The organism is Pyxidicoccus sp. M6 (assembly GCF_055568925.1).
Genome location: NZ_CM145714.1, coordinates 12,992,386 through 13,014,443, shown reverse-complemented (window position 1 = coordinate 13,014,443; position 22,058 = coordinate 12,992,386). Strand labels below are relative to the sequence as shown.

21 protein-coding genes are annotated in these 22,058 nt (G+C 69.2%); 12 read left to right on the top strand and 9 right to left on the bottom strand.

Annotation, left to right across the window (positions count from 1 at the left end; all coding sequences use genetic code 11):
* Positions 1-95 precede the first annotated feature (95 nt).
* The 3 genes from ACVTJA_RS51440 to ACVTJA_RS51430 are packed head-to-tail and all read left to right on the top strand — an operon-like array spanning position 96 to position 3,294.
* Positions 96-1,358 (top strand): hypothetical protein, encoded by a 1,263-nt coding sequence (locus ACVTJA_RS51440; protein WP_465832152.1) that lies wholly within the window; start codon positions 96-98, stop codon positions 1,356-1,358.
* On the top strand, positions 1,355-2,134 hold the full coding sequence (locus tag ACVTJA_RS51435) for a hypothetical protein (RefSeq protein WP_465832151.1): 780 nt from the start codon (positions 1,355-1,357) through the stop codon (positions 2,132-2,134). Before ACVTJA_RS51440 ends, ACVTJA_RS51435 begins: the two co-directional genes overlap by 4 nt.
* Positions 2,131-3,294 carry an Ig domain-containing protein gene (locus ACVTJA_RS51430; protein ID WP_465832150.1) on the top strand — a complete coding sequence of 388 codons (1,164 nt, stop codon included), beginning with the start codon at positions 2,131-2,133 and terminating at the stop codon, positions 3,292-3,294. Before ACVTJA_RS51435 ends, ACVTJA_RS51430 begins: the two co-directional genes overlap by 4 nt.
* 4 nt (positions 3,295-3,298) lie before the next feature.
* Here the strand turns inward: ACVTJA_RS51430 and ACVTJA_RS51425 are convergent, their stop codons facing one another.
* Positions 3,299-4,660 (bottom strand): hypothetical protein, encoded by a 1,362-nt coding sequence (locus ACVTJA_RS51425; RefSeq protein ID WP_465832148.1) that lies wholly within the window; start codon positions 4,658-4,660, stop codon positions 3,299-3,301.
* Positions 4,661-4,852: 192 nt separating this feature from the next.
* Here ACVTJA_RS51425 and ACVTJA_RS51420 point away from each other — a divergent pair, with 192 nt between their 5' ends.
* Both ACVTJA_RS51420 and ACVTJA_RS51415 read left to right on the top strand, forming a co-directional pair.
* On the top strand, positions 4,853-5,584 hold the full coding sequence (locus tag ACVTJA_RS51420) for a bZIP transcription factor (protein ID WP_465832147.1): 732 nt from the start codon (positions 4,853-4,855) through the stop codon (positions 5,582-5,584).
* A gap of 69 nt (positions 5,585-5,653) precedes the next feature.
* Positions 5,654-5,881: an HMG-box domain-containing protein gene (locus ACVTJA_RS51415; protein WP_465832146.1), complete on the top strand. Its 228-nt coding sequence runs from the start codon at positions 5,654-5,656 to the stop codon at positions 5,879-5,881.
* Between the two features lie 2 nt (positions 5,882-5,883).
* Here ACVTJA_RS51415 and ACVTJA_RS51410 read toward each other — a convergent pair whose 3' ends face one another.
* Positions 5,884-6,486, bottom strand: coding sequence for a CDP-alcohol phosphatidyltransferase family protein (locus ACVTJA_RS51410; protein WP_465840727.1), 603 nt, complete (start codon positions 6,484-6,486; stop codon positions 5,884-5,886).
* A 438-nt stretch (positions 6,487-6,924) separates the two neighbouring features.
* Here ACVTJA_RS51410 and ACVTJA_RS51405 point away from each other — a divergent pair, with 438 nt between their 5' ends.
* Positions 6,925-7,776, top strand: coding sequence for a DUF4846 domain-containing protein (locus ACVTJA_RS51405; protein WP_465840725.1), 852 nt, complete (start codon positions 6,925-6,927; stop codon positions 7,774-7,776).
* A gap of 88 nt (positions 7,777-7,864) precedes the next feature.
* On the opposite strand, the gene ACVTJA_RS51400 is transcribed toward ACVTJA_RS51405, so the two are convergent.
* The 4 genes from ACVTJA_RS51400 to ACVTJA_RS51385 all read right to left on the bottom strand — a co-directional run bounded on the left by ACVTJA_RS51400 (position 7,865) and on the right by ACVTJA_RS51385 (position 11,930).
* Positions 7,865-8,914: a fatty acid desaturase family protein gene (locus tag ACVTJA_RS51400; RefSeq protein ID WP_465832144.1), complete on the bottom strand. Its 1,050-nt coding sequence runs from the start codon at positions 8,912-8,914 to the stop codon at positions 7,865-7,867.
* Positions 8,915-9,218: 304 nt separating this feature from the next.
* On the bottom strand, positions 9,219-10,517 hold the full coding sequence (locus ACVTJA_RS51395) for a cytochrome P450 (RefSeq protein ID WP_465832143.1): 1,299 nt from the start codon (positions 10,515-10,517) through the stop codon (positions 9,219-9,221).
* A 477-nt stretch (positions 10,518-10,994) separates the two neighbouring features.
* Entirely contained in the window at positions 10,995-11,405 is a 411-nt protein-coding gene (locus ACVTJA_RS51390; protein ID WP_465832141.1) for an STAS/SEC14 domain-containing protein, read from the bottom strand.
* Positions 11,406-11,513: 108 nt separating this feature from the next.
* The gene (locus ACVTJA_RS51385) at positions 11,514-11,930 is read right to left on the bottom strand and encodes an STAS/SEC14 domain-containing protein (RefSeq protein WP_465832140.1); all 417 of its coding nucleotides are present in this window, start codon (positions 11,928-11,930) and stop codon (positions 11,514-11,516) included.
* A gap of 159 nt (positions 11,931-12,089) precedes the next feature.
* Here ACVTJA_RS51385 and ACVTJA_RS51380 point away from each other — a divergent pair, with 159 nt between their 5' ends.
* The 3 genes from ACVTJA_RS51380 to ACVTJA_RS51370 are packed head-to-tail and all read left to right on the top strand — an operon-like array spanning position 12,090 to position 15,057.
* The gene (locus ACVTJA_RS51380) at positions 12,090-13,376 is read left to right on the top strand and encodes an ABC transporter substrate-binding protein (protein WP_465832138.1); all 1,287 of its coding nucleotides are present in this window, start codon (positions 12,090-12,092) and stop codon (positions 13,374-13,376) included.
* Positions 13,373-14,251 carry a carbohydrate ABC transporter permease gene (locus ACVTJA_RS51375; RefSeq protein ID WP_465832136.1) on the top strand — a complete coding sequence of 293 codons (879 nt, stop codon included), beginning with the start codon at positions 13,373-13,375 and terminating at the stop codon, positions 14,249-14,251. Before ACVTJA_RS51380 ends, ACVTJA_RS51375 begins: the two co-directional genes overlap by 4 nt.
* Positions 14,248-15,057, top strand: a complete 810-nt coding sequence (locus ACVTJA_RS51370; RefSeq protein WP_465832135.1) for a carbohydrate ABC transporter permease — start codon at positions 14,248-14,250, stop codon at positions 15,055-15,057. Before ACVTJA_RS51375 ends, ACVTJA_RS51370 begins: the two co-directional genes overlap by 4 nt.
* Positions 15,058-15,063: 6 nt before the next feature.
* On the opposite strand, the gene ACVTJA_RS51365 is transcribed toward ACVTJA_RS51370, so the two are convergent.
* Complete coding sequence (locus tag ACVTJA_RS51365; RefSeq protein WP_465832133.1) at positions 15,064-15,915, bottom strand: RpnC/YadD family protein; 852 nt, start codon at positions 15,913-15,915, stop codon at positions 15,064-15,066.
* A 168-nt stretch (positions 15,916-16,083) separates the two neighbouring features.
* On the opposite strand from ACVTJA_RS51365, the gene ACVTJA_RS51360 reads away from it, so the two are divergent.
* On the top strand, positions 16,084-16,290 hold the full coding sequence (locus tag ACVTJA_RS51360) for a hypothetical protein (protein ID WP_465832132.1): 207 nt from the start codon (positions 16,084-16,086) through the stop codon (positions 16,288-16,290).
* Positions 16,291-16,505: 215 nt separating this feature from the next.
* Here the strand turns inward: ACVTJA_RS51360 and ACVTJA_RS51355 are convergent, their stop codons facing one another.
* Together ACVTJA_RS51355 and ACVTJA_RS51350 are read right to left on the bottom strand one after the other, a co-directional pair.
* Positions 16,506-18,299: a serine/threonine protein kinase gene (locus tag ACVTJA_RS51355; protein ID WP_465832130.1), complete on the bottom strand. Its 1,794-nt coding sequence runs from the start codon at positions 18,297-18,299 to the stop codon at positions 16,506-16,508.
* A gap of 85 nt (positions 18,300-18,384) precedes the next feature.
* Entirely contained in the window at positions 18,385-19,284 is a 900-nt protein-coding gene (locus ACVTJA_RS51350; RefSeq protein ID WP_465832128.1) for a DUF2381 family protein, read from the bottom strand.
* 289 nt (positions 19,285-19,573) lie between these two features.
* On the opposite strand from ACVTJA_RS51350, the gene ACVTJA_RS51345 reads away from it, so the two are divergent.
* The gene (locus ACVTJA_RS51345; RefSeq protein WP_465832126.1) at positions 19,574-21,172 is read left to right on the top strand and encodes an endo-1,3-alpha-glucanase family glycosylhydrolase; all 1,599 of its coding nucleotides are present in this window, start codon (positions 19,574-19,576) and stop codon (positions 21,170-21,172) included.
* 179 nt (positions 21,173-21,351) lie between these two features.
* A complete protein-coding gene (locus tag ACVTJA_RS51340; protein ID WP_465832124.1) occupies positions 21,352-22,032 on the top strand; it encodes a class I SAM-dependent methyltransferase in 681 nt (226 codons plus the stop codon).
* Positions 22,033-22,058 lie beyond the last annotated feature (26 nt).

The following is a 22,058-nucleotide window of genomic DNA, read 5'->3' as shown; positions in this document are numbered from 1 at the left end:
GCGCCTCCCGTCATCTGGTGTTGACGCGAAGTGGCCCGGGTGGATTGCGGAAGTGGACTCGTGGCAGCCTCCAGGTCGCGCTGCCTTCGAACCGAATGAGACTTCTCCTTCGCGCACCCCTCACGGCCCTGTGGGTCGCGCTGCTCTTCTCGGCCGCTGCCCGCGCCGCGTCCCCGGACGTGGCCTATGCCGTCATCGTCGCGCACAACGGCGGCATGGACCGGAACCAGGCCCCCCTGCGCTACGCGGATGATGACGGCGCGCGGTACTACGAGTTGCTGGCACCCCGCGTGCGCGAGGCGGTGCTGCTGAGCGTGCTGGACGACGAGACGCAGGTGCTCCACCCGGGGCTGGCGTCGAAGGCGCGTCCCCCCAGCCGCGCGGCGCTGAAGGAGACCCTCACGCGGCTCAACGCGCGGATGGCCCAGGACAAGGCCCGGGGCGAACGTCCGATTTTGTACTTTGTCTTCACCGGCCACGGGAAGCGGGGCCCCGCGGGCGAGGGCGCGGTGAGCCTGATGGACGGGCCCTTCACGCGCACGGACCTGTTCCAGGGCGTGCTCGCGCCCAGTCAGGCGTCGTTCATCCACCTCATCGTGGACGCGTGTGACTCGTACTACTTCGTGCACTCGCGCGGCGCGCTGCCGGTGGGGCCCGCGCACGCGGAGGCGGTGAAGGGCCTGTTGGCCACGCGCGAGCTGGAGCGCTACCCGCAGGTGGGCGTGGTGCTGTCCACCTCGACGGAGCAGGAGAGCCACGAGTGGAGCGCCATCCGCTCCGGCGTCTTCAGCCACCTGGTGCGCTCGGCGCTCACGGGCGCGGCGGACGTCAACGGGGACGGGCGCGTGGAGTACTCGGAGCTGCACGCCTTCGTCGCGGCGGCGAGCCAGGGGACGGAGGACGTGCGCGGGCGGCTCGCGGCCTTCGTGCGGCCTCCGGCGCTGGACCGCTCGGTGGCGCTGACGGATTTGAGCGCGCAGACGACGCTGGCCTACCTGTTGGTGCCCCCGGGTGTGGAGGGGCGGCTGTGGGTGGAGGACTCGCGGGGCCTGCGCATGGCGGAGTTCAACAAGGAGCGCGAGCGCTCGCTGGTGATGGCGCTGCCTCCGGGGCGCGGCTACTTCCTGCGCACGCACGGACGTGAAGCGGCGTTCACCTTCGCGAAGCCGGGGGCGGTGGTGGATGCGGGCGGGCTGGCGTGGCACGAGACGTCCCTCGCCGCGCGCGGGGCGGTGCAGGACGCGCTGCGCGACAGGCTGTTCTCGGTGCCCTTCGGCTCGCGCTACTACCGGGGCTATGTGGCCAATCTCGAGTTGCCGCCGGTGGCGCCCGAGGAAGGACCGGACCTGTCGCCATGAGCGTCCTGTCCATCGCGTTGTTCCTCTCGCTGTCGCTCACGCAGTCGGCGGCGGCCTGCGAGGGGCAGAAGGTGGTGCTCGTCCCCTTCGACCGGGTGGCGCTGGAGCGCACGGAGGCGCGTGGGCTGGAGGACGCCGTGCGCCGCGCGGTGGCCGCCACGCCCGGGGTGTGCCTGGAGTCACGTGCGGAGACAGTGGCCCGGCTGCGCACGTTGGGCCCCGGGGCGGCGGCGTGTGAGGGCGCGGCGTGCCTCGGTGCGCGCAGCGTGGCGCCCGGCGCGGCGTGGCTGGTGCGGGGCGTGGCGCTCGGCGTGGGCGGGTCGCGCAGCGTGGTGCTGACGCTGGAGGACGCGAAGGACTGGGAGGCGCGGGAGTTCTTCCAGGTGCCCGCGGCGAATGCGGAGGCCGGCGAAGTCGAAGCGCGGGCGCGGCAGACGTTCCAGACGCTGTGGGCGGGGCGGCCCTCGCTGGACGTCGGGGCCGTGCCCACGGCGAGCGTGCAGCGCTCGACGCGCGTGTGGCCCAAGGTGTTGCTGGCGGCGGGAGGCGCGGCGCTCGTGGCGGGCGTGGGCTTCGGCATGGCGGCGCGCCGCGCGGAGTCGCGGCTGTCGGAGGGCAAGGCGGGGTGTGGCGGAGAGGGCGAGGCGTTCCGCGCGTGTCTCGATGACAGGCTGCGCTCGGGGCGCAGGCAGGCCACGACGGCCAATGTGTTGCTGGGCACGGGCGCGCTGCTGGGCGCGGGCGGGACGTTCTTCCTCGTCTGGGAGCTGCCATGAGGCTCCTGCTGTCAGGCGTGCTGGCCGCATTGTGCGTGGTGGCCGCGTGCACCTTCTCGCCGGACCTGTCGCGCTACGCCGCGTGTGATGAGCGGGGCGGTTGTGAAGCGGGCTTCACGTGCCTCACCTCCGAATCACTCTGCATTCCGGACTGCGGCGACAGGACCTGTGACTCCGACGGACCTGCGTCCGGCGCGGATGCCGGTGACGCGGGCTGGGACGCGGGCACCGAGGTGGACGCGAGCACCGAGGTGGATGCGGGCACCGAGGTGGATGCGGGCACGGACGCGGGCATGGACAGCGGCACGGACGCGGGCCCGCAGGGGTCCGACGCGGGGACGGTGCTCGCGCTCGACCCGGATGCGCTCGCGCCGGGACGCGAGAGCACGGCCTACAGTGGCCGTCTGCGCGCGCGGGGTGGCACGCCGCCGTATTCGTTCACCGCGTCGCCGGCGACGCTGCCGGCGGGGCTCACGCTCGATGGTGAAGGTCAGCTCACCGGCACGCCCGCTGCGCCGGGGGACTACTACCTGTCCATCACCGTGACGGACCGGAGCACTCCGCCGCAGCAGGCCAGTGGCAGCATCCCCCTGCGCATCAGCCCCACGCTGCGGATGGCCGGGCCCGTGGAGCTCGTGGCTTCGGACAGGGGCAAGGCCTACACGGAGCGCCTGTACGCCACCGGAGGCAAGCAGCCCTACTCCTTCAAGCTCGCCGGGGGCAGCACGCTGCCCCCGGGCCTCGAGCTGGCCGCCGATGGCGGCGTCACGGGCACCGCCTCGCAGAAGGGGAAGGTGGAGTTCTTCGTGGAGGTCTCGGACAGCGACTCGCCGCCCCAGGTCTCCACGCGGAAGTTGTCGATGGAGACGGTGGACCTGGGCGGCCTGGCCGTGGACGTGATGACGCGCTCGCTGCCGGATGGGCGCGTGGGCAGCACCTACGGCAACTATCAGTTGCGCGCCTTCGGCGGGACGCCGCCATACACGTGGTCCTGGGCGTGGACCGGCCCCGCGGCCACGGGTCTCCAGCTCGATAAGGACACGGGCATCGTCTACGGCACGCCGACCGCGCCGGGGACGTTCACCGTGACGCTCACCGTCTCGGACTCCCTCATCCAGGCGAACAGCAGCCTTCCGATTCCGGTGGTGGTGGTGCCGTAGCCGCTCAGCTCAGGTTCAGCAGCGGGCTGTCCGCGGGCATGAGCGGAGGAGGCAGCGTCCACAGCGCGGCGGGGTTGCGGTAGCCGAGCGTGAAGGCCGTGAGGATGGCGGGCCACCTGTCCGCGAAGCTCGCCCAGTTGTACTCGGTGGGCTTGGAGGTCAGCGGGTTGTAGTCGCGGTCTCGCTGCGTGGCGGCGTAGTCCGCGAAGTTCCACATCACCGGGCCCAGTTGCAGGCACAGCAGCGGCGTGAGGGCCTGCATCAGCTCGGGGCGGGACACCTCGTCCGGGATGCGCGAGGACGGGGTGAAGGCCGGCTGCACCGCGTCGTGCTGCTCGCGCCACGCGAAGCAGTTGTTGGCGATGGCGATGAGCGCGTCGCGCGCGGCGCCGCCCGGGGCCTGGCGCGCGGTCTCCGTGAGCGCGAAGCCCGCCACCACGAAGCTATTGCCCGACACGTCCGGCAGCAGGCGCGCGAAGTCGGACGGAGCCGGCTGCTCGCGGGTGCGGGTGACGAGGTCGTCATACGCGCGCTTCGCCTGCAGGGACGAGGCGCCGCGCAGGGTGAACTCGCTCAGCACGCGGTCCGGGGTGACGGCGCCCGCGCCCTTCCGCCATGAGAGGTACGCCTGCGCCGAGCCGCCGATGTCCGTGAAGATGGCGACGTTGCCCTCGTTGAGCATGCGCTCCAGCGTGCGCGCCATGGCCTCGACCTTGTCGAGCGGCAGCGCGCCAGGGGCCTGGAAGAACACGCGCGCGAGCCGGTGCGCGGTGGACCAGAGCGTGCGCGGGTCGGACAGGGGCTCCAGGTTCATGGAGCCCGCGAGCGCGCCGAGGGCGGCCGCGGCATCACCGGGCAGGCCGTGCCAGCCGAGCGCGCCGGAGAGCTTCTCCGCATTCGCGCGCATGGGGCCGGTGAGTCCCACGCGGTCATACGCCTGCGCGGCGCTGGGCACCGCCTCGCCCTGCGCGAGGTCGATGATGCGCCGGGCGATGGCCGCGCCGAGCATGCCCTTGCCTGCCTCCTGCGAGGCATGGGGCGCGAAGGCGAACCAGCACGGGCGCACGCGGCTGGTGCCGCCCGGCTTGAAGTCCGGGTCCAGCAGCGCCTGGAGCGTCTGGGCGATGCCGATGTAGCCCTGGGTGATGAAGCGGTTCTGCCGCAACGGCGTACCGGGAGGGACGCCCGTGGGGGCCACGAGGTCCGGCACGGGCGCGCGCAGCACGTTGAGGTCGCGCAGGACGTTGAGCTCGGCGGCGGCGGGAATCGCCGAGGGCGCGTGGATGCGCAGCGCGGTGCGTGGAGGCTCGGCGGCCGCGGCGAGCGGCGCTGGAGTGGGCGGGGGCGGTGGGCGCTTGGTGGCCATGGGACGGCTCCCGGGCAGGAGGAAGAGCCGAACTATGGCCGGAATGCCCGACGAATTGCTTGTAGGCCGGATTCGCACGGGGGCGGGAGAGTGCCTGGTGGGTCGCTCGGGCTCCAGGCGCTTCCCGGCCGAACGGGTGGTTGTCCATGACCTGGAAGTCCCCAACTTTGAAGCGAAGGGAGGCCGGGGACCATGCTGCGCAAACTCGGCTGGACGGTGTTGGGTATCGCGGGGCTGTCGCTGCTGATGTGCGGTGGCTGCATGGCGGAGGCGCAGTCCGACGCGGCGGGCACGCAGCAGCGTGTGTCCGAAGCTGCTCCTCCTCAGCAGCAGCAGGCGGCAGAGCAGGCGCCGGCCGCGAGCGACACGGCGGAACTACAACGGACTGTGGCCGAGCTGCGCACGGAGGTGGCGCAGCTCCGGCAGGAGGTGACACGTCTGCGCGCGCAGGTGGCGCGGACGGACGTGGGAGGTTCCGCGGGCGCGGGCACCGGCGGCTCGGGAAGCGCGGGCACGGATGAACGTGCGGGCACCGGCGGCTCGGGAAGCGCGGGTGCGTCGAACACGGAGCAGGCCACTGGCGGTTCTGGCGCCGCGCAGGGCCCGGGCGCATCGGCCCCCGTGGTGGGTGACATCCCTCCGTCGGGCTCGGCTGTCCCCGCGCCCCGCGGCACGGCGATGGTGAACGCCATCTACGAGGGCACGGTGCGCTCGGCGTCGTCGGACCAGGTGGTCATCGACACGGGCGAGGGCGAGCGCCTGCCGCTGAGCGTGGACGCGAAGACGAAGGTGCTCCGGGACGGACGAAGCATCGGCGCGCGTCAGCTCGAGAAAGGAGAGCGGGTCCGCGCGGTGGTGGACATGGTGGGCCAGCACCAGACGCTGGAGATCTTCGTGCTGCGCGCGGGTGCTCCGGGGGAATGAGGTGGGGAGCCGGCCCACGCTCCGTCAGTCACGCGCCCCGGGCTCGTCCCTGGGCGGGAGGTTTCCATCATGACGGCCTATGACCGATACCGCGCGCTCCTGCGCAAACTCCAACTCGTGCGTGCGAGGCATCCCGAAGGCGACTCCTCCGAGGAGGATGCCCTGCTGGATGTCATGGACGAAGTCTGGGCGGAGATGTCTGACGGCGAGCGCTCCGCCATTTCTTCCGAGCGGGCCCGTGCGCTGGGGCTCCCCGAGTCCCACGGCACGGACTCCGCTCCTCCGCCGCAGGGCTGAGGCTACTTGCGCGCCGTGGGCATGGGGGACGGAGGCCGCTCCACCGGGCCCTGGCGCAGGGTGGGCCGCGTGGGCTCGGGGGGGCGCGCCCGCGCGCGCAGCACCGCCCGCGAGTAGTCCACCACCGAGGCGAGCGACAGCACGCCAATGAGCGCGACGAGCGGCGCCACCGCGGGTGGGAAGAGCAGCACGCACAGCAGCGCCACCAACTGCAGCGTGGTGACGACCTTGCCGAGCAGCCGTGCCTTCAACTCCACCGGCCGCAGGCCCGGTACCACGCGAGCGATGATGAAGCCGACCGCGGTGCCGATGTCGCGCACCACCAGCAGCAGCACCTCCGGCAGGGCGATGAGCCCGTCGAGGTAGCAGACGAGGATGGCCGTCACCATGAAGCCCCGGTCGGCCACCGGGTCGATGAGCGCGCCGAGGCGCGTGGCGAGCCCCCGATGACGGGCAATCCACCCGTCGAGGAAGTCGCTGAACGCCGCCAGCAGCACGAGCGCCGCGCGCACCACCGTGTCGGAAATGGCAATGAATGCCACCGCCATCGGCAGGCGTGACAGCGACAAGGCGTTGAGCAGTACGAGGCTCACCCGGCGACGCATATGCATCCAAAGTGCGTCCTCAACCCCCGCGATGCACGGGGACTGGCGGACGACCGTTCAGCGGCGGACCCCACCCCGGGCAGGCAACACGCCCCGGCACGGCGGGGCGATGCGGGCCGGGCGCCCGGAGTCCGCGAGCCGACGCCACCGTGGGACGCAGGTGCAGGGCCCACCGAGGGGACTCCGGGCATCCCGGCTCGGGAGCGACGAGGGAACTCCGAACCGGCGAGAATGTTCCAAGCAGGGGAGCGTCACCTTCCGAGCACCCCATCACCCCGGAGCCTCCGCGCCGTGAATGCGTCCCATCGTGTCCCCTCCCGTGCAGCCCTTCTTCCCACCCAGGACCTGGGCGACCGGTGCGCGCGGAAGGTGAATCCCCATTCACCTCGCACCCATGGAGCCAGGGCTCCAGGTCCGAAGACGCTCATCGTGCCGGCGCTGTTGCTGGGGGTGCTCCTGCTGCAGGGAGCGGCGCACGCTGAGTCCACCGTCGAGCCCCGAGCTCCCACCCGCGAGGAGTTGGCCCGCTACGCCTGGCTCTCCGCCGACGTGAAAGTCCGCCCGCTGGAATCCACCTTCACGCCGCCAAAGGGCTACACGCGAGTCGCGGTGGAGCCCGGCTCGTTCGGCGCGTGGCTGCGAGGCCTGCCGCTGCGTCCCGAAGGCACCCCCGTGCGCCACTTCCGGGGCGGCGAGGTGCTCGCTGGAGACGATGCACGGCTGGCCGCGGTGGCGGAGCTCGACGTGGGCACGGCCAACCTCCAGCAGTGCGCGGACTCCGTCATCCGCCTCCACGCCGAGTGGCGCTGGTCCAGCAACCAGCGCGAGAGCATCGCCTACCGCTTCACCAGCGGCGACGTCGCCTCCTGGTCCCGCTACGCCGCCGGAGACCGGGCGAAAGTCGCGGGCTCGAAGGTGGCCTGGGTGAGGAGCGCGAAGGCGGACAGCTCGCGCGCCGCGTTCCGTTCCTACCTGGACCTGGTCTTCAACTACGCGGGGACGATGTCGCTGGAGCCCCTCAAGAAGCGTCCCGCGCGGGAAGACGTGCGTCCCGGGGACTTCTTCGTGCTGGGTGGAAGCCCGGGACACGCGGTGCTCGTCCTGGACGTCGCGGCCAACCCCGAGGGCCGCCGGGTGGCGCTGCTGGGCCAGGGCTTCATGCCCGCGCAGGACTTCCACGTCCTCTCACCGGGCGGAGACGACGCGCCCTGGTTCGCGCTGGACACGGACACGGTGGCCACGCCGTTCTGGCGGCCCTTCCCGTGGACTTCACTGCGCCGCTTCCCGTGAGGTGGTGTGCCCGGGCCGACCTTCCAGCCACCGCGAGAGAGCCCCCCAGCCCTTCGCGGCGGCCGTCGTGCCGGCCCCGGCCCACGCCTCACGAGTGCAGCGGCTCGCCCATCTCCTGCTGCGAGACCACTGCGGCCGAGACGTCGGCGGAGGGCGCGCGGGTGATGTACTGGCGGATGCTGTTCTTCGAGCCGAGGTACGAGTCGAACATGTTCACCCCGTCCTCCAGCATGCCGGCCTTCTCCAATTCCTTGTGCATCACGGGGAGGTTGTAGAAGGGCACGGACGGGAAGGCGTGGTGCGTGAGGTGGTAGTTCACGTTGAGCGGCGCCACGAAGAAGTTCTCCAGCGCGGTGCCCTCCACGTCGCGCGTCTCGCGCGTCTCGTCGCCCTTCGGGTTCGGGTCGATGGGGTGCTCGCCCAGGGCGCGCATCCGGAAGAAGGCCATCATCACCGTCGTCGTGGGCAGCACCCACAGGAACAGCCAGTGCAGCCACGCGCCCGTCGTCACCAGCACGGTGACGAGCGTGGCCACGTACAGCCAGTAGCGCACGTGCTCGAAGGCGGAAATCTTCGGGTTCGCCTTGCCCACCAGCCGGCCCCAGTACGTCCAGGGCAGCACCACCTTCAGGTGGTTGGGGGCGTACAGGCCCAGCGCGTCGCCCAGGAACACCAGCGACGCGCGCAGCGGCGTGCGCGGGAAGTGCCAGGACGCGTCCACCATCTGCCCCGCCCAGTACGGGTCCTGCGGCGTGTTGACGTAGCGGTGGTGCAGCATGTGCTCGTGCCGGTAGCCCGCCGTCGTCATGTTCAGCGGGAAGGCGCACAGGAAGTCGGACACCACCTCGCCCACCGCGCGGTTGGACAGGAAGTGGTAGTGCGCCGCCTCGTGCATCAGCGCCAGCATCGCGTGCTGCCGCGAGGCGATGATGAGCGCGGCGAAGGGCCACACCCACCAGCGGTCCACCCAGACCACGGCGGCGAAACATGCGGCGATGACCAGCCACTGCGTCGCCAGCGCCATCAGCGCCCGCGTGTTGCTCACCTGCGACATCTCTCGCGTCACGGCCGCCAGCGCCTTGCGGTCTACCCGGCGGGCGAACTGGACGTCCGCCTCGTCCACTACCTCGGCGTACATAGTTGGGGGGCTCCTTCTGCTTCACTCGGAAGCAGGGTGTAGCTCGACCTTTTCGCCTGAAAAAGGCCAGTCTGGCAAGAAAATTCTTTCAGGACCGGAAGCCTGCCAGAGTGAAACGACCCTTTCAGGTCAGGAATTACCCAATGGGGGTTGTTCCTGACTTCGTGCTTCACTTGGCGTGTTGGTTGCCAAGCACGGCGTGTGGGCAATGTCGGCCTGGAGCGGCGGGCTCCGGACATGAAACGGGCCCGGCAACCGTTTCCGGTCACCAGGCCCGCTGACGTCTCATTCCGCTGGTGCGCGATTACACCGAGGGGGCGTCCCACTCCACCTTCAGGTGCTTCATCTGGCGCAGGACGATGCTCTGCCACGTGCCGTAGTCCTGGTGGGGGACGAGCCGCAGCTCCGGCAGCCGGTCCAGGAGGACGTTGGTGGTGAGCTGGAATTGGAGGCGGGCCAGCGGGGCGCCCAGGCAGAAGTGGGTGCCGCGGCCGTAGGTGAGGTGCTGGGGCACCTTCTCGCGCGTCAGGTCCAGCTTGTTGGCGTGGGGGCAGAGCGACTCGTCCCGGCTGCCGGCGGCGTACAGGAGCATCAGGCGCGAGCCCGCTGGAATCTTCACCCCGCCCACCATGACGTCCTCGTTCGCGGTGCGAATCATGGCGTGCTGCACGGAGTCGAAGCGGCTGGCCTCCTCGAGGAACTTCGGCACCAGCTCGCGGTTGTCCCGCAGCGTGCCCCACAGGCCGTGCTCCAGGGCCAGCTTCCAGGTGTTGGCCATGAGGGCGGTGGTGGACTCGTGGCCGGCGGACAGGAAGGACGCGCCAATGGCCATCACCAGCTCGTCCATGGTGAGCGCCTCTCCGTCGTCCTCCACCTCCACCAGGTAGCTGATGAGGTCCTCGCGCGGGTTCTTGCGGTGGTCCTCGACGAGGCGCACGCAGTACTCCTGGAACTCCATGACGCCCTTCGCCATCTCCACCTGCTGCTCCGCGGGGATGTGCTCGAAGGTGAGCTGCTGCCAGTCCGCGCTCCAGCGCTTGATTCGCCAGACGTCCTCCTCCGGCACGCCCATGATGCCGAGGATGACGTAGGCCGGCAGCGGGTAGGCGAGCTGCTCCACCAGGTCCGCGCGGCCGTCGCTCGCGAATTTGTCCACCATCTCCGCGGCCTTCTTCTGGATGAAGGGCGCCATGGCGTTGATGCGCTGGGCGGTGAAGCCGCGGTTCATCAGCCGGCGCAGGCGGGTGTGGTCCGGCGGGTCCATGCCCAGCAGCACGTGCCGGGTGTCATATCCCTTGGCGAGGATGGCCTTCGCCTCGTCCGTCAGGTTCGTGCCGCTGCCCAGCATGTCCCGGTTGGAGAAGCGCGCCGGGTCCCTCAGCACGGCCGCAATGTCCTCGAAGCGGCTCACCAGCCACATGTTGAGCATGGGGCTGAAGGTGACGGGCTCTTCCTTGCGCAGCTTCTCGAAGAAGGGGTGGGGGTTCTCGACGTGGGGACCGGCGAACGGGTTGTACTGGGCACCCAGGTGGGGGCAGCGAATCGCGGCTGCGGCGTGGGCGGGGACTCCGGTCTCTTCCTGCTTCTGGACGGTCACGGGCATGGCAAGACTCATCAGGTCGGGCGGGCCCCCCCGGCTCACCCTCCTGGTTACGGGTTTGACTGACCGTGAAGGGGATGGGCCCCTCCACATGGTGTGGCGAAGGAATACGACTCGGGTGGGGGGAACCGGACTGGGAGCAACCGGGCGGGATGGGGCTCCCCCTGGATGCCTGCCTATACAACAAATCCCCTTTTCTTTACCAGTGGGAGCGAATTTTTATAGTGCCACGGGTTTCTGATGACACCGTGACATTTCACTCCGGACAGATAAAGTCCTGTTCTGGAAGGATTTTCCACCACGAGTGACGGGTTTCTGGCCCCCGCGTGAGACCTCCGGGCATGCCGAATCTTGCTGCAAACGAAGATCGGCGCGGCTTCCGGGGCTTCGGTTCCAGCCGGGGGGAAGGGCAGTTCTGGATGCGCGGGGCCCTCTGGACCCCGGCATGGGCCCGCCAGGCATGAGACGGCGGGTGTGGGCTCAGCCGTGCTTCTTGAGCTGCTTGAGGCGGTTCTGCTCGACCCAGGTGCGAGCCTCGGGGAGCGTCTTCACGAAGGCCGTCTCGAAGCGCGTCTTGCCGGTGAGGTGCATGCCCAGGGCAATCACCTTGCCGAAGGTCTGCTGCACCATGTCCGCGCCGACATAGATGGAGCCCTTGAACCAGTCGGCGCGGGCATTCTCCGAGAGGTACCGCCGCGCCTCGGCTCCGAGTTGGGACTGTCCGATTTCGGCGATCATGTAGTACGGGCCGTGCTTCGCCAGCTCGCCGTACAGCTCCACGGCCCGCTTGATGTCCTCCAGGCTGATGTTCCCGGAGAAGGTCGCCACCGCGACGTCCGGCGGCTCGTAGCGCACCGTATGGGCGCCGAACTTCCATTCCTGCTGCTGCATGGTGCTCCCTTCAGAGTCCACGCAAGCATACCGCCGCAGTCTGTCCTCCGCGATATTCAAGACTTCCCCGTGAGTGGGGGACTCCTGGCGTCCTTTGGCCGGGCGGTGCTACCCGGCCTTGCGCTGGCGGCTGGCGCGGTGCGCGGCCACCCAGGCGCGAGCCTCGTCGTGGGTGGCGACAAAGACAGTCTCGAAGCTCGTCTTGCCGGTGTAGAGCATGGCGAGGGCGATGGCCTTGCCGAAGGTGCGCTGGACGATGTCGGCGCCCACGTAGATGACGGCGTGGAACCACTCGGAGCGGCCATTGTCGGAGAGGTAGCGGCGGCCGGCCGTCTCAATCTGTGTCCCGCCGATTTTGGCGATGCAGTAGTACTGGCCGTGGCGGTCGAAGGTCTCCTTGTAGAGCTCGGCGGTGCGCTTCACATCTTCCAGGCCGATGAGGCCATTGAAGTCGACCACCAGCGTGTCGGGCGGCTCGAAGTGCGCCTGGTGCGTGCCGAACTTCACTTCTTCCTGCTGTGACATGAGGAGCCCCCTCGCGGTTCGGGCGACAGCTTAGCGCCAGCCTTTCCCGAGCGCACGAAAGCGCTCCTGTCTTCCCGGGCAGGCGGATGTTGGGGCGCGGACCCTGCGGCGAGCAGGTGCATTGACGCTCGGTCGCGAGGCTGGAGTCATGCCGTGCACATGAGCCGCCGCTCCGCCACCCTGCTGCTCGTGTCACTCCTCACCGTGTTGTTGGCGGTGGGCGCGTGTCGGCGTGCGTCGGACGCATCGCGTGAGCAGGCAGGCCGCACGCGGCTCGTCTTCAAATATCAACCGCTGTGGGGCGCGCCGCAGCCGTTCCGCGAATTGCTGGCGCGCTTCGAGCGGGAGAACCCGGGGGTGGAGCTCGTCACCGAGGCGCTGCCGAATTCGTCTGATTTGGCGCACCAGTTCTTCCTCACGTCGCTGGAGGGCGGGGCGGACGACTTCGACGTGCTGGTGGCGGACGTCGTCTGGGTGCCCGAGTTCGCGCGCGCGGGATGGATTGCGGACCTGTCCGAGGACTTCCCACCCGAGCGCCTGCGCGCGGACTTCTTCCGCGGCACGGTGGAGGCGGTGGTGGTGGAAGGGCGGACGTACGCGGTGCCGTGGTACCTGGACGTGGGCGTCCTGTACTACCGCACGGACCTGGTGCCGCGAGCGCCGCGCACGTACGAGGAGCTGCAACGCTTCGCACGCGAGGCGATGGCCAAGGCGCCCGGTGTGCAAGGCTATGTGTGGCAGGGGCGGCAGTACGAGGGCCTGAGCTGCAACGTGTACGAGGCGCTGTGGGGGCATGGCGGTGAGGCACTCGGAGAGGGTGGGCGCGTCATGCTGGACACGGAGCCGGCGCGCCAGGCGCTCGCATACCTGCGCGGGCTGGTGGCGAGTGGTGTGTCGCCGGAGACGGTGACGGGGTTCTCCGAGGAGGAGGCGCGGCGTGTGTTCCAGGAGGGGCGCGCGGTGTTCATGCGCAACTGGCCGTATGCGTGGAGCGAGGCGCAGAAGCCGGACTCGCCGATTCGGGGGAAGGTAGGGATTGCGCCGCTGCCGACGAAGAGCGGCGAGCCGGGGTGGGGGACGCTGGGCGGGTGGCAGCTCGCGGTGAATGCGCATGTGTCACCGGAGCGGCGGAAGCTGGCGGCGAAGCTGATTGCGCACCTGACGTCGCCGGAGGCGAACCTGGTGCTGGCATTGAATTACGCGCGCAATCCGCCGAGGCCGTCTGTCTATGAGGACCCGAGGCTGCGCGCGGCGGACCCGTTCATCGCCAACTTGAAGGAGATGGTGGAGCGCGCGCGGCCGAGGCCGGTGACGCCGTACTACAACCTCATCTCGGATGTGCTGCAGAGCGAGTTCTCCGCGGCGGTGGCGGGGCTGCGGACGCCGGACGAGGCGCTGAAGCGAGCGCAGAAGCAGGTGGACCACCTGACGGGGGTGGACGAGTGAGCGGCGGGGGCTCGTTGGAGCGGGAGCGGCGGCAGGCGTACCTGCTGGTGGCGCCGGCGGTGGTGGTGCTGGTGGGCGTGGCGCTGTATCCCATCCTCGCGGCGGTGTGGCTGAGCCTGCACCGCTTCATCCTCGTCTTCGGCGAGCGGCGCTTCACGGGGCTGGACAACTTCGCCTTCCTGCTGAGCGACGCGCGCTTCTGGGCGGCGCTGGGGAACACGGCGTACTTCACGCTCATCGCGGTGACGGTGGAGCTGTTGCTCGCGGTGCCGTTGGCGCTGCTGCTCAACCGTGCGTTTCCGGGGCGGGGGCTGCTGCGGGCCTCGGTGCTGGTGCCGTGGGCCATTCCCACCGTGGTGAGCGCGAGGCTCTGGGCGTGGATGTTCAACCCCGAGTACGGCGTCATCAATCGGTTGCTGCCGGGGCAGGACATCAACTGGCTGGGAGCCCCGGGGTACGCGCTGCACGCGGCGATACTCGTGGACGTGTGGAAGACGACGCCCTTCGTGGCGCTGCTGGTGCTCGCGGGGCTGCAAGGCATTCCCGAGGACCTCTACAAGGCGGCCCGCGTGGACGGTGCGTCGACGTGGCGGATGTTCCGGTCGATTACGCTGCCGCTGCTGAAGCCCGCGCTGCTGCTGGCGCTGCTGTTCCGCTCGCTGGATGCGTTCCGCGTGTTCGACGCGATTTATGTGCTCACGGAGGGCGGGCCGGCGAACACGACGGAGACGCTGAGCATCTACGCGTACAAGACGCTGATGCGCTCGGGGGACTTCGGGTACGGGAGCGCGCTGTCGGTGGCGACGTTCCTGTGCGTGGTGGTGCTGGCGGCGGTGTGGCTGCGGCTGTTGGGGCGAGAGGAGGGCGCGAGATGAAGCGGCCCGGGCTGGGCACGGCGCTGGCCGTGGTGGGGTTCCTCACGTTCTTCCTGGGGCCGTTCTTCTGGCAGGTGCTGACGAGCCTGTGGCCGGACGGCGAGCTGACGCGGCCGTGGCCCTCGCACCTCACGGCGGCGAGCTACGTGAGCGTGCTGTGGGGACGGCCGTTCCTGAGGGTGGTGGTGAACTCGCTGCTGGTGGCGGCGTTGACGACGGCGTTCTGCCTGACGATGGGCGCGGCGGCGGCGTTTGCCCTGGCGAAGCTGGAGTTCCGGGGGAGGGGAGTGCTGCTGAGCGCTGCGCTGGCGGTGAGCATGTTCCCGCCGATTGCGACGGTGAGCCCGCTGTATCTGATTCTCCGCTCGGTGGGGCTGCGAGACAGTCTGATTGGATTGGCATTGCCGTATGCGACGTTTGCACTGCCATTGACGCTGTGGGTGCTGACGTCGTTCTTCCGGCAATTGCCAGACGAGCTGTATCGCGCGGCGAGGGTGGACGGGTGCACGCCGTTCCAGGCGTTCCGGAGGGTGCTGTTGCCGCTGGCGGCACCGGGGCTCGCGACGACGGCGATTCTGGTGTTCATCTTCGCGTGGAACGAGTTCCTCTACGCGCTGACGTTCCTGTCCACACCGGAGAAGCGCACGGTGCCGGTGGCCATCAGCCTGTTCGCCAGTGAGTACCGCGAGCCGTGGGGCGAGATTGCCGCTGCGTCCGTGGTGGCCACGCTGCCCCTGGTGGTGCTCACCGTGTTGTTCCAGCGGAGGATTGTGTCCGGGCTCACGGCGGGGGCGGTGAAGGAGTAGCGCGGCTCAGTGGCCGGAGGGGCGGGTGGCGGCGAGGAGCGCCGCAGCCGCTTTTTCTGGCGCGGCGAAGGCCTGCTGGATGATCGCATCCAGGGCATCGGCACCCAACTGAGCGAGGCGTTGCTCGGCATCAGGCGGGAGCGCAATCCCTCGGGTGTTGGCGAAGGTCATCAATGTCCGGGCACGCTCACGGATGCGCTCCAGGGCTCGTTGTTCTTCCCAGAAAGGTGAGTCCAGCATGATGTTCCTCAAAAACGCGCTGAGCTTCTGGCTGCCGAAACGGCGTGCCGCCAGACTGCCGAGAACCACGAGCAAGTCTAGTCGCTCCTCCGACGAAAGGCTTCGGTCCTGACGGAGGCGGGCCTCGGCCCATGCAACCTGCTCTGGCCGAGCCGACGTGTGCATCACCGAGAGAGGTAGCAGGGCCGTGGCCGCCTGGAGGGCAGGCTGGCTGAAGTCCACTTCCCACAGGCGGACTACCTGGAAATTGAAGGAGAGCACCTGCTGGCCAGCACAGGCGAAGGTGTACGGAGGTGGTGACCCTTCGGCCTCGGGGAGCAGGAAGAGTGCCACGGGCAACACCGGCAGGCCTTCTCGCAGGTGGATGCGGACCGTGTAGTCCAGCAGCCTCCGCGAGAAGCTCGGGTCCGCTTGAGCCTGGACCTCCATGTCCACTGCGAAACGCTGTCCCTTGGATTCGACGATGAGGACGGCGTCGGCCCGGCGCTCGGACTGGGGAAGACTTGAGTCCGCGGTTCGCACCCACGTCGGGGCGTTGGGGCCGAAGAGCAGGAGCAGCAGTTGGTCCGGGTGGGCCTGTATCAGACGGCGGAGGATGAGGTCGAAGACGGAGCCCATGAAGGGCTCGCACCGTAGTGGTGCGGTGTGACATGCCGCCGCCTGCTCATCGCCAGCTCGGGAATACTTGCTCATTCCGGGTGGGGAGGGGCGGAACGCCCTGGATGGGCAGGAATGTAATGCCGGTGGTCTCCACCATTTCCCCGGGTAGAGGGAGGAACGGCGCATATGGAAACGGTGGCCCAGGCATTCGAGCGGTTCATGCAGGAACTCGAGCTGAAGCCCGGCGAAAGGGACGAGGCGACGCGACAGCAGCAAGCCCTCTTCCTGCGACTTCAGCAGCGCCTGCCGCCCAAGGAGGCCCTCTTTTCCGGGGGCAAGTCCCGAGTCGTGTGTAGGGGGGAGGGCCTCGGCGGACTTCACGCAGTCTGCTGAACGGGCTGTGCTTGAGAGGGATTGAGCAGGGACATGTCGAGGTAGCGGCGGTCGTTGTTGCTGAGTCCCGCTCGCCGTGATGCCGAGAGGCGTTGAGCACCGCGCGGAAGCACTGTGCCGCACGGGGCATGCGGAGTCCCGCTCGCCGAGATGTAGGGATGCATTGAGCGCATGTGCATCGCCGTATCCGGCGTGAGGCACAGCGTGATTGGGCCTCACGGAAATCGGTCCACCACCATGACGTGTGAGAGGGGATTCACTCGCGTGTACCCCGGTCTGGAGCCACGGTCTTTGGGCAGGCCGTCCTCGTCCGACAGGACGAAGCAGACCGGGTACTCGCTCCCGTCCGGGGTCTTCACCCGGGTGTATCGGCCCAGCACCTGCTCGCCACCGGTCCACAGCCGCCCGTAGATGAGCGTTCCCGCGGGCAGCCGGCCCATGGGTTTCTCCAGGCGGCTGGTGATGGGACCGTCGCTGACGACGATGCTGTAGTTCACCTGGTCGGGGTCATCGGGCTGGAGGATGTCGAGCTCGGTGTAGCCGCCATCACCTGGGCGTAGGCGGAGCTGTCGCATGGTCTCCATGGCCTCGGAGGAGCAGTTGGCCGGCTCGGGACGCACTTGCGAGGACGAGCAGGCGGCAAGGCCGGCTGCGGCGCTGGTGGCGAGCAGGTAGTGGTGGAGGCGGGTGGAGCGCGGCAGGTGGGCCTCGGTCGTGGGCATGGCGTCTTCTCCAGGCCACGGCGGCGCGACGGAGCGGAGGGAGAGGGCCGCCGCGGAAGAAGCAGTGTCGGCCAGCCCCATGAACCGCGCCAGTTGCTTGCCTTCGGTCGCAGCCTCCGAGGTCGAAGCGCGGTGCGCCACCGTCCAGGCCACGCCCGCTACCGACACGAGCGCGACCACGCCCAGCACGAGCCGCGAGCGGCCAGAGACGACGCTCCACTTGGAGCGAGCTCTGGCTCCAGCTGCTGTCACGGTAACCACGTGGTCCGGCAGCCTGCGGCGCACCTTCCTCCCATCCCGGTGCTCCTGGGCCCGGTCCAACTGGCGCATTCTCGCCAACCGCAGCGCCACCTCCTGCCCGGGCGCCACGGGCCCCAGCGGTGCACCTTCGCTCGTCGTGCGCGTGTCCCGAGCCGGGCCGCTGTACCACTCGAAGAGCGGCGCATCCCACGCGGGGCCGGCTTCAGCCATCACCCGCTGTACCTCCCGGACCAGTACCTCCGCGCTCGCTGGCCGGGCTTCGGGGTCGAACTCCAGCAGCCAGTGGACCCACTGAGCCAGGGGCTCGGGCACGCTGGGATTGAGCGCACGCATTCTGGTGAGAGAGGTTCCCTCCGACGAGCCCTCGGGCGCCTTGCTCAGCCGCGCGGGCGGGTATTGCTCCACCAGCAGCCGGTAGAAGGTGACTCCCAGCGCATACAGTTCGTCCGCCACCGTGTACACGTAGTGTCCAACCCGAGGCTCGCGCCAGGCCTGGAGACTCCACAGGAGCGCCTGCGGGCTGCGATAGGGCGACGTGCCCGGAGGAAGCCGCGCCTCCGAGGTGAGGGGCGCGGCCTCTGGATGCCAACCGGCGCCCCAGTCCAGAACCACCAGCCGGCCCTTGCCGTCCACCCGGACATTGTCTCCCTTGAAGTCTCTGTGCAGCACACCCTCACGGTGCGCCGCCGCCAGGACACGAGCCGCCTGCTCCAGCAAGCCAGCGACCTGTCGCGCCGTGGGATTCCGCGCCAGCGCCCAACCATAGAGCGAGTCGCCTTGCACGAACTCCATCAACAGGTAGGGGTAGCGCGCTGGCCCGGCCTGCCACAGGCCTTCGTCCTCCAGGCGCACCACGCCCGGGTGCCGCAGCAGATGCAGTGCCTGCGACTCACGCGAGAAGCGTGTGTCCTCCGGGACGTGGGCCAGCTTCAGCGCATAGCTGCGGCCTCCGGGCTTCGAGCGCACCTCGTATACGGTGCCGTTTCCGCCGCTGCCCACCCGGCGCTCCACACGCCATCTGCCCACCCGGGCGCCAGGAGATAGCGCCCTCGGTGACGGAGCGTGTAGCGCTTCCAACCGCATGACAATCTCCTCCTGGCCAATGGCTCAGCTACAGCTCCACCCGTGTCCAACGCACGCCCCGCTGGCGAGTCACGTCCATCACCTCCAGCGCGTAGGCAGTACGTCCGCCTTCCAGTCGCATTCGCCACTGAGCCACCGCCCGAGCACTCTGTCCGGGTCGTAACCGCGCGTCCTGCATCAGCACCGGTGTATCGAGGACTTCGTCCGTGAGGTGTCCCCTGTCGTCCAGGCGTGTCAGTCGCGCCGAACCGGGCATCCAGCCCTCGCCACCTCGCGGGTTCTCCAACTCGAAGACGAGAGCCACCCAATCACCAGCTCGGTAGGTGTCGAGTCTGAGGGCCTTCAATCCTTGCCCGATGCCTCGGCTATCCACCCACCTCCACACAACGCCTTGCCGGTCGATGGCACCGGAGAGCAGGGCCGCCGCGAGTCCTTCCTGTGGAAGCGGCCTGCGCGCTGCGGCCAGCTTCGCCTCCAGCGCCGCGCACTGGCTCCGCAGCGCCACCAGCTCCGCTTCCAACTGTTCCGCCGAGGCCGGCTGCCGCTGGACCTCCACCACCGCGTCCACCTCGTCGGAATCCGTCGTCAGCTCGAGCACGAGGCGCCTTGGCGCGTCCGCATCCGCGAACCGCACCACGAGCGGCGGCACGCCCTTCTCCGGCATGGCGACGGCCGGCTTGAGCACGAGGTGGTTCGTCTCCAGCTCCAGCCGGGAGAACAGCCCGCGCAGGGCCTCCGGGTCCGCCACCTCGGGGACGATGTCCGAGTTGAAGAGCACCGTCGTCACCACGTGTGGCGCGAGCCGCAGTCGCTGGACGGACTCGGAGTCGCCCGCGCTCACGGACACGCTCCGCTCGACGCGCTTCCACCGCTTCGCGCCCTGCGGCTGCGCGAGGGCCGCCGTGCTCAGCAGGAGCACCGCTGCCATCGTCAATGAACCCGAGGGCACACGCAGGAACATCCTCCAAGGACTCCACCCGCGACTCGGTGACCGGCGGGCTTGCTCTGGCATGAGGAGGGTGTCCCACAAAGGGTCTACCCTGGAAGTTCATCCATTTTGACTCTACCTTGAAGGTCATCAGCGCGGAAGACCACCCTGGGGCAGGGCACCTGCGACTACGCGGTCCCATTTCCCGTGAGATGCCACCGCGCTCGAGCCCTCTTCATGAGCCACCCGCAGGCCGGGTGTGTCCACCGCATGGAAAGAGAGGGCACCCTTGTTCAACGCGAAGCGCCGCTTCCTCATCCTCCTCGTCACCGCAGCCGCCGCAGCAGAAATCTCCGCCTGCGCCCCACCTGAGCCCGAGACCACCGCGCCTCAAGAGCGCACGGAAGCATCCAGCCTCGCCACGAAGGCGCCCTTCGAGCTGCCGAACAGTCTCCTCCCATTCGACATGCCGGCCCGCGCGGACCTCGCGACCAGCGAGTACAAGGTCTTCGCGCACTGGCACAACTTCCCGCTGCGCGTCTATGGCTCCAGCAGCGGCCAGTACTACGACCAATACACCCGCTGGCTCCAGCCCACGGGCACCTACGCCTCCATCGGCGGCTACCTGCGCGACCGTCCCGTCCCCATCCTCGCGATTCCTCCCGCGGAGTCCGACTACCTCAAGCGAGACATGAAGCAGGACATCCAGACGGCCGCGGCCGTCGGTGTCGACGGCTTCCTCTTCAACCTCTGGTTCCGCACCACGGATGCACGCTGGAAGTGGCTCACGGAGCTCTTCAACGCCGCCGACGAGTTCAACACCGAGAACCCCAGCGCTCCCTTCTCCGTCATCCCCAACATCGACGCGCACATCCTCTCCGGCAACAGCGGCAAGGACGAACCCCGCCAGCGCGCCGACGACCTCGCCACGTTCAAGACCCGCGCGTCCTGGAAGAAGCTCAACGGCAAGTACGTGGTCGGCAGCTTCCGGCCCGAGGCCCTCCCCGTCACCTGGTGGCAGCAGTTCTTCGACCAGCTCAAGACCGTCCACGGCATCGACGCGGTGCTGTGGGGCACGCTGCTCGACCCGTCGGAGACCAACCGCAACGCGCTGAAGCCGTTCATGGTCGGCGCCACGTTCTCGCGCTGGGACAACCTCCCGTACACGTCCAACCCGCTGAACGGCATCAACACGCTCAAGGCCTGGGGTGACCAGAACGGCGTGCCCTACTCGCCGCCGGTGAGCCACACGGACAACCGGCCCACGGCCTCCATCACCACGGAGACGGCCGGCTTCAAGACCCAGTACAACACCTGGAAGGCGGCCATCGACTCGGGCGTGAAGATGGTCCAAATCCTCACGTGGAATGACCACTACGAAGGCCATGCCCTCCGGCCCAACTCGGCGGTGCAGTACGCGTTCTACGATTTGACGGCGTACTACACGATCTGGTTCAAGACGCGGCAGCAGCCGGCGCTCGTGCGAGACGTCCTCTACTACTCGCACCGCATGCACCTGAGCACCGAGCCGTACAACACCACGCTGCAGCCCAAGCCCACCGCCTCGAAGAACGGCGTGACGCTGGTCGACCGCGTCTTCCTCCTCGCCATGCTCAAGTCGAGCGGACGCGTGCAAATCACCTCCGGAGGCACGGCCTACACCGCCGACGTGCAGGCGGGCCCTCGGTTCTTCGACGCGCCCCTGAAGGCAAGCGACCAACCGTCCTTCCAATTGAGCCGGAGCGGCACGCCGGTCATCAACCTCACCAGCGCTTTCCACACCCGCTCGCCCATCGTCTGGCAGGACCTCCTCTACCGCGCCGGGAGCTCCTCTCGCCCCGTCGTCACGGGCGTCCAGGACAACCTGCCGCAGGACCGCCTCCCGTAGCGTGGCTCCCCCTCCGCGAGCACGGGCCCGTGCCGGCCGTGCTCGCGGCATGTAGCCCGCTGTGGAGAACCCGGCCCCGCTGCGCGCGGAGTCACTACTGCCCCGGCGCCCACTCGCGTGTCGCGGAGCGGACAGGGTATAGGGTCGCGGTCGCCTCACGTGTCGAGGAGTCGCGGCTCATGGAATCGCCTTCTCTGGAACTGGAGCTCTCACCCGAGGTGCACGCGGCCCAGGCCGTGTACACGCGGCTGACGCTGCGGGTCCTCTATGACGTGGGCGTGCTGGGCTACTCCAACCGCTTCGTCTGGAAGTGCCCCACGCGCACGCAGCTCGACTGGTACGACGCCCACGTGTCCGCCAACCACCTCGACGTGGGCGTGGGCACCGGTTACTTCACCGCGCACTGCCGCTACCCGTCGCCCTCGCCGCGTCTGGCATTGATGGACCTCAATGCCAACAGCCTGGAGCACGCCGCCGCTCGCGCCGCGCGCTACTCGCCCGAGACGTACCGCCGCAACGTGCTGGACCCCATCGACTTCGACGGGCCCCGCTTCGACTCCATCGGCCTCAACTACCTGCTGCACTGCCTGCCCGGCTCCATGGACGAGAAGGCCGTCGTCTTCGACCACCTCCTCCCCCTGCTCAACCCCGGCGGTTGCGTCTTCGGCTCCACCCTCCTCCAGGGTGACGCGCCCCGCAGCGTGCAGGCCCGCCTGCTGATGCGCGCCTACAACCGCAGGGGCCTCTTCTCCAACGAGCAGGACACGCCGGAGTCGCTGGAGCGCGCTCTCCGCCAGCGCTTCAGGGAATCACAAGTGACCCTCCACGGCTGCGTGGCCCTGTTCCGGGCGCGGAGCTGATTCCCAGCGTGGATTTCCTCGCCTCG

Excerpts from the sequence above, each read along its gene's own strand:
- ACVTJA_RS51440 (WP_465832152.1), top strand. The coding sequence starts at position 96 with ATGAGACTTCTCCTTCGCGCACCCCTCACGGCCCTGTGGGTCGCGCTG.
- ACVTJA_RS51435 (WP_465832151.1), top strand. The coding sequence starts at position 1,355 with ATGAGCGTCCTGTCCATCGCGTTGTTCCTCTCGCTGTCGCTCACGCAG.
- ACVTJA_RS51430 (WP_465832150.1), top strand. The coding sequence starts at position 2,131 with ATGAGGCTCCTGCTGTCAGGCGTGCTGGCCGCATTGTGCGTGGTGGCC.
- ACVTJA_RS51425 (WP_465832148.1), bottom strand. The coding sequence starts at position 4,660 with ATGGCCACCAAGCGCCCACCGCCCCCGCCCACTCCAGCGCCGCTCGCC.
- ACVTJA_RS51420 (WP_465832147.1), top strand. The coding sequence starts at position 4,853 with ATGCTGCGCAAACTCGGCTGGACGGTGTTGGGTATCGCGGGGCTGTCG.
- ACVTJA_RS51415 (WP_465832146.1), top strand. The coding sequence starts at position 5,654 with ATGACGGCCTATGACCGATACCGCGCGCTCCTGCGCAAACTCCAACTC.
- ACVTJA_RS51410 (WP_465840727.1), bottom strand. The coding sequence starts at position 6,486 with ATGCGTCGCCGGGTGAGCCTCGTACTGCTCAACGCCTTGTCGCTGTCA.
- ACVTJA_RS51400 (WP_465832144.1), bottom strand. The coding sequence starts at position 8,914 with ATGTACGCCGAGGTAGTGGACGAGGCGGACGTCCAGTTCGCCCGCCGG.
- ACVTJA_RS51395 (WP_465832143.1), bottom strand. The coding sequence starts at position 10,517 with ATGCCCGTGACCGTCCAGAAGCAGGAAGAGACCGGAGTCCCCGCCCAC.
- ACVTJA_RS51390 (WP_465832141.1), bottom strand. The coding sequence starts at position 11,405 with ATGCAGCAGCAGGAATGGAAGTTCGGCGCCCATACGGTGCGCTACGAG.
- ACVTJA_RS51385 (WP_465832140.1), bottom strand. The coding sequence starts at position 11,930 with ATGTCACAGCAGGAAGAAGTGAAGTTCGGCACGCACCAGGCGCACTTC.
- ACVTJA_RS51380 (WP_465832138.1), top strand. The coding sequence starts at position 12,090 with ATGAGCCGCCGCTCCGCCACCCTGCTGCTCGTGTCACTCCTCACCGTG.
- ACVTJA_RS51370 (WP_465832135.1), top strand. The coding sequence starts at position 14,248 with ATGAAGCGGCCCGGGCTGGGCACGGCGCTGGCCGTGGTGGGGTTCCTC.
- ACVTJA_RS51365 (WP_465832133.1), bottom strand. The coding sequence starts at position 15,915 with ATGGGCTCCGTCTTCGACCTCATCCTCCGCCGTCTGATACAGGCCCAC.
- ACVTJA_RS51360 (WP_465832132.1), top strand. The coding sequence starts at position 16,084 with ATGGAAACGGTGGCCCAGGCATTCGAGCGGTTCATGCAGGAACTCGAG.
- ACVTJA_RS51350 (WP_465832128.1), bottom strand. The coding sequence starts at position 19,284 with ATGGCAGCGGTGCTCCTGCTGAGCACGGCGGCCCTCGCGCAGCCGCAG.
- ACVTJA_RS51340 (WP_465832124.1), top strand. The coding sequence starts at position 21,352 with ATGGAATCGCCTTCTCTGGAACTGGAGCTCTCACCCGAGGTGCACGCG.